Source organism: Sutterella sp., from assembly GCF_052272535.1.
GTDB lineage: Bacteria > Pseudomonadota > Gammaproteobacteria > Burkholderiales > Burkholderiaceae_F > Sutterella.
Window position 1 is genome coordinate 1 of sequence record NZ_DAVZJY010000172.1, and the last position, 5,202, is coordinate 5,202.

The following is a 5,202-nucleotide window of genomic DNA, read 5'->3' on the forward strand; positions in this document are numbered from 1 at the left end:
GACTTCCGGAAAGGAAGAAGTCCTCCGTTTGGGCGTCGGGCGCCGCTCAAAGGGGCGCCCCACGGATCAGGCTTCCAAAGCGGAGCGGGATCTCCCGGGAGTCCGCTTCGGCCTCACCCGATTAGAAGCGGTGCACCATGCCGACGGTGAGCTCATAGCCCCAGGGCGTCGCTTCCGTGCCGGCCGCATCGTGAAGCTCAACCTTTTCCTGCGACCAGCCGCCCATCGCGTAGACGGCGGTGCGCTTCGAGAGGTTGTAGTCGTAGCCGACCGCAGCCATCGTGCGCTTGAAGTCGACGTTGCCCTGGTTGTGCATGTCGCGGTGGCCGGCCATCACCTTGGCGACGCCGCCCGCAACCGGGACGTTCACGCCGACGTTGAAGCCGTAGCCGGTGACGAAGCCGTACTGCTGGTTGTTGAGCTGCTTGAGGCCGGCGGAAATGACTCCGGCGCGCTGAACGGTGCTGAGCTCCTGATCTTCGAAGTACTGGTAGAAGCCGACGAACTTCACGCCGTTGCCGAGCGTGTAGTTGCCGCCGAGGGTGACCGTGACGCCGTCGTCCTGATGAGCGGTTGTTTTACCACGGGCGTTGCCGTACATCGTCGTGTCGGCGACGAGGACCGCTTCAACCGGGCCCTGCTGGAAGCGGACGGCGAGGGAGGCGTAGCGGTCGGCGTCGGCCATGCCTTCACGGGAGGTCGTGTCGACCTTGCTGTCGTTCTTGAAGGAGTACATCGCGTAGCCGGTGAAGCCCGCGACCGTGGGCGAACGGTAGGAAACGGCGTTGTCGACGCGCGTCCACATCGAGGCGGAGACGGCGCCCGAGCCGAAGGCCGAGGTGTAGTTCGCGAAGAGGGGGTCGACCGCGCGGAAGAGGCCGTTGGCGGAGAGCACGGACCCGAAGATCGGCAGACGGCCGGCGGCGAGGGCGCCGAAGTCGCCCGACCACGTGAGGGAGGCCTCGCGGCCGAAGAGGCGGCCGTTCTGGTCGAGGCTGCCCGTGTCGGCTTGGAAGCCGTTCTCGAGCACGAAGGAGAGCTTCGTGCCGTTGCCGAGGTCTTCGCTGCCGCGGATGCCGAAGCGCGAACCGAATTCCTGGGCGTTGGTCATCTTGAGCGTGCCCGAACCGTCGACGCCGGCGTGGTCGGCGTCGGAGTAGATGTACGAGAGGCCGAGGTCGATCACGCCGTAGACCTGGGCTTCAGCCGCGGAGGCGGAGGTGGCGAGGGCGCCGAGGGAGCCGGCAAGGGCGAGCGCAAGGAGAGTCTTTTTCATGATGCGAAAGGGAAAGCACCCTTCTTGAGAGGCCTTCCCGCTGTGTTCTGTGAGTGTTTTCTGCTTGGGCGCCGCACGGCCGGGCCGGCGGCGCTGAAGCGGGACCAGGGAAAACTGCGGAATCCGGAAGGAGAGCTCCGGATTCCGCAGCCGCTCAAGGGGATCAGCAGCCCTTGAACTTCATCGCCGTACGGGCGGCGATGCGGCCGAAGATCATGCAGTCGGCGACGGCGACGGTGCCGAGGCGCACCATGCCGTGCACGCCGCCCGTCGCCTCACCGGCGGCGTAGAGGCCGTTGATCGGGTTGCCGCGGCAGGAGAGCACCTGCGCGTTCTCGTTGATCTCGAGGCCGCCCATGCAGTGGTGGACGCGCGGCCAGAGGCGGACGGCGAGGAAGGGACCGTCGACGTTGGGCTTGCTGTTGTCGAAGAACATGCAGTCGAAGTCCGGATCCTTCTTGGCCTTCATGTAGCTGTTGAAGGTGTCGTTGGTCTTCTGGAGCTGTTCGTACGGGATCTTCAGGTCGTCGGCCATGGCCTTGAGGGTCGGGTACTCCTTGATCACGCCGTTCTGACGGGCGTGGTCATAGAGCTCCTGGGTCATGTTCTTGCCGATGATCACGTTCTTCGCGTTCTCAAGCGACGTGTAGATGACGCAGGGATGGCCGATGGCGACGATGGCGTCGGCGCGGACCTTGCGGTTGCCGGTTTCCTTGATGAAGCGCTTGCCGGTGGCCGGATCGATCATCGGGCCGAAGCCGACGGCGGATTCAACGAAGAGCGGCGCGAGACCGAAGCCCTGTTCGTCGGGCGAGGTCCACGGCCCGAGCTGAATCCAGTCCATCTGAACGGTGTTGGCGCCGATTTCCTGCGCTTCCTGAATCATTTCGCCCGTGGCGCCCGGATGGTTCGTCGAGCCGAACTTCTCGTTGAGGCGCGGGTCGTGAGACATGCGCATCTTGACGTTCTGCGAGAAGCCGCCGGCGGCGATCAGCACGCCCTTCGTGGCGCGGATGTAGGAGACCTTGCCCGTCGCTTCCTTGCCGAAGCGGTAGTCCGTGCGGACCTTGACGCCGAGGACGCACTTCTTGTCGTTGACGATCAGCTGGTCGACGATGCAGCGCAGACGCGGCGTGATGCCTTCTTCCTTGAGCTTGTTGAGCATCGGGACGATGAAGCCCGAGCCGGAGTTGTTCGTGACGGCGTGGGAGCGCTTCACGGAGTGGCCGCCGTGGTACGTAACGGCCTTGAACTTGACGCCGATCTTGTCGCGCAGCCAGTAGAAGTTCTCAACGGACTCGTCGGCGATGCGGCGGGCGAGCTGCGGATGAGCGAGACCGCCGCCCGCCTTGACGATGTCGGCGTAGAGCAGGTCGGGCGAATCCTTGATGCCTTCCTTCTTCTGCATGTCGGTGCCCGCGGCGGCGACGGCGCCGCCGTTGATGATGGAGTTGCCGCCCGGGAACGGCATCTTGTCAACGACGAGGATCTGGTCGGCGGGCATGCCGAGCTGACGGGCCTCAAGCGCGGCGGCGAGGCCGGCGAAGCCGGTGCCCACGATCACGAATTCCTTGGTTTCGTTCCACTTGATGTCCTTCGCTTCCGCAGCGGAAACCGTGCGGACGAACGCGAGGGAGCCGACGGCGGTCGCGGTGGCGGCGCCGAAGAGGTGGCGACGGGAAATATCAGTCATTGGACTTCTCCTTGAAAGCATTGAGCTGCGGGAAGCGCGTGCACGCCTGCGGGAGGCGTCGGACTGCTGAATTCCGGGGCCGCCCCGCTCCTGACGGGGGACCGCGCACTACTTCTTCCGGCCGAGGTAAAGATTAATCAGGCCGGTCCGCCGGAGTACACCCAAGTACTTAGGTGTATCCGTCTAGCGTTTCCCCTAATGGACTGATGACGAAAAACGCCGTTCTTTTTCCTTCGGCAGACCTCCGCAGCCGGCGGGGAGCCGGAAAAAAGAACGCCGGCCCCGTTGACGGGACCGGCGTGCGGATGGAGTGCGTGGACGCCCGGGATCAAGCCGAGAACATGTCCACCTGTTCCTTGAGGTGCTTCGAGAGGAGTTCGCGCGCGAGCTCTTCGTCGCCGTGCTGGATCGCGCGCAGGAGTTCGCGCTCCTGACGGGCGATCGCCATGAAGAAGGGCGGATCGTTCTGCGGCAGCCGCGACGTGGTCTTTTCGAAATACGTGATGAGGGCGGCCGAGAAGACCTGCAGCACGCGGTTGCCGCAGGACTCGAGGAGGATGAGGTGGAACTCGCGGTCCCAGCGGTCCGCCTCCTCGGTGTTGCCCGCATTGGCCTCGATGCGGCAGATCGCGTCGTCGAGGCGTCCGAGGAGCGCCGGCGTCATGCGGCGCACGCAGAGCGGAATGATGTTCACTTCAATGAGGAGCCGCGCCTCGATGAACTCGCGGATGTCGAAGTTCGCGATGTCCATCTGCACCTGGATCTGCGAGGAGAGGTGCTTCGGGCCCATGGCGTTGACGGTCATGCCGCGCTTCGGAGCGCGGTCCACGATCCCCATCTGCGAGAGGACCGAGAGGGCCTTCCTCACCTTGTAGCGCGTCACGTTGAACCGTTCGGCGATCTCCGCCTCGGTGTCGATACGGCCGCCCGCCTTTGCCTGACGCAGGATGTGCTTGTGGATGTCGCGAAAGAGCGTGTCCTCGTCGACGGGGGCGTCGGAGAGATATTTGGGATCCACGGCTTTTGGTCCTTCGGGGTGTGGTTGAGGGCGGAATGGGGAGCTGCGGCCGCCGGCAGGAAAATGGGCGGACGCGTCCGGGCTGCGGGGCTCTCCGGGGCGCTTGGCCGTGCTAGGGAGACCACCTTATTTGTCGACAATGTTCGACGAAACGCATTTTATACGTGCTCAGCACGGGCGTGCGCGGCGGGGAGCCTCCGCTCCCGCCGCCGCAGGGGGCGGAGGGACGCTCCGGAGCGGCTATTGAGCGAGCGCCTTCGCCTCGCTCTGGAGGTCGTAGAGGAGCCCGAGGGCATCGCGGGGCGTGAGCGCGTCGAGGTCAAGGCCTGCGACGCGCTCGAGGAAGGCCGTGCGTTCGGGATCCTCGGCGGGTGCGTCGGAGGCTGCGTCGGGGGCGTCGGGCTCCGCGGCGTCGGCGAGCGTGAGGGGCGAGAAGCCGAAGAGGTCGGGCTGCGCCGCCGGGACGGCGTTCGCGCGCTCCTCGAGCTTCGCGAGGAAGGCCTTGGCCTTGCGCACCACGGGGGCGGGAACGCCCGCGAGCTGCGCCACGGCGATGCCGTAGCTCTTCGAGGCCGCGCCTTCGGTGATTTCGTGTTGGAAGACGACCCCGGAGCGCGTCTGCGCGGCCGAGACGTGGACGTTCGCCGCCTCGCGCATCTCCTGTGCGAGCGAGGTGAGCTCGAAGTAGTGGGTCGCGAAGAGCGTGAAGCTGCGCACGCGGCCGACCAACTCCTGCGCGATCGCGGCGGCGAGCGACAGGCCGTCGTAGGTCGAGGTGCCGCGGCCGATCTCATCCATCAGCACGAGGCTGCGGTCGGTCGCCTGCGAGAGGATCGCAGCGGCCTCGGTCATCTCCACCATGAAGGTCGAGCGCCCGCGCGCGAGGTCGTCCGAGGCGCCGATGCGGGTGTGGATGCGGTCCACGGGGCCGATTTCCGCCGAGTCCGCCGGCACGAACCCGCCCGCCCAGGCGAGGAGCACGATCAATGCGACGCTGCGCATGTAGGTGGACTTGCCGCCCATGTTGGGGCCGGTGATGATGAGCATCCGCCGACCGTCCTCGAGCCGGCAGTCGTTGGGGACGTACGCTTCGAGCGTCGTCTCCACCACCGGGTGGCGGCCGCGGGTGATGCGGATGCCGGGCCGGTCGGCGAGGACCGGGCGTACCCAGCCGCGCTCGGCCGCGTGGAGCGCGAGCGCGGCGGCGGCGTCCAC

4 protein-coding genes are annotated in these 5,202 nt (G+C 66.3%); all 4 read right to left on the reverse strand.

The window, feature by feature from the left end:
* Positions 1 to 121: 121 nt before the first annotated feature.
* Positions 122 to 1,276, reverse strand: coding sequence for a porin (locus ACT6Y9_RS08465; RefSeq protein WP_443744214.1), 1,155 nt, complete (start codon positions 1,274 to 1,276; stop codon positions 122 to 124).
* Positions 1,277 to 1,439: 163 nt separating this feature from the next.
* On the reverse strand, positions 1,440 to 2,969 hold the full coding sequence (locus ACT6Y9_RS08470; protein ID WP_295478287.1) for a flavocytochrome c: 1,530 nt from the start codon (positions 2,967 to 2,969) through the stop codon (positions 1,440 to 1,442).
* A gap of 328 nt (positions 2,970 to 3,297) precedes the next feature.
* The gene (locus ACT6Y9_RS08475) at positions 3,298 to 3,987 is read right to left on the reverse strand and encodes a FadR/GntR family transcriptional regulator (RefSeq protein ID WP_295478290.1); all 690 of its coding nucleotides are present in this window, start codon (positions 3,985 to 3,987) and stop codon (positions 3,298 to 3,300) included.
* A 240-nt stretch (positions 3,988 to 4,227) separates the two neighbouring features.
* Positions 4,228 to 5,202, reverse strand: a 975-nt coding sequence (locus tag ACT6Y9_RS08480) for a MutS-related protein (RefSeq protein WP_443744215.1), incomplete at its 5' end; no start/stop codon positions are given.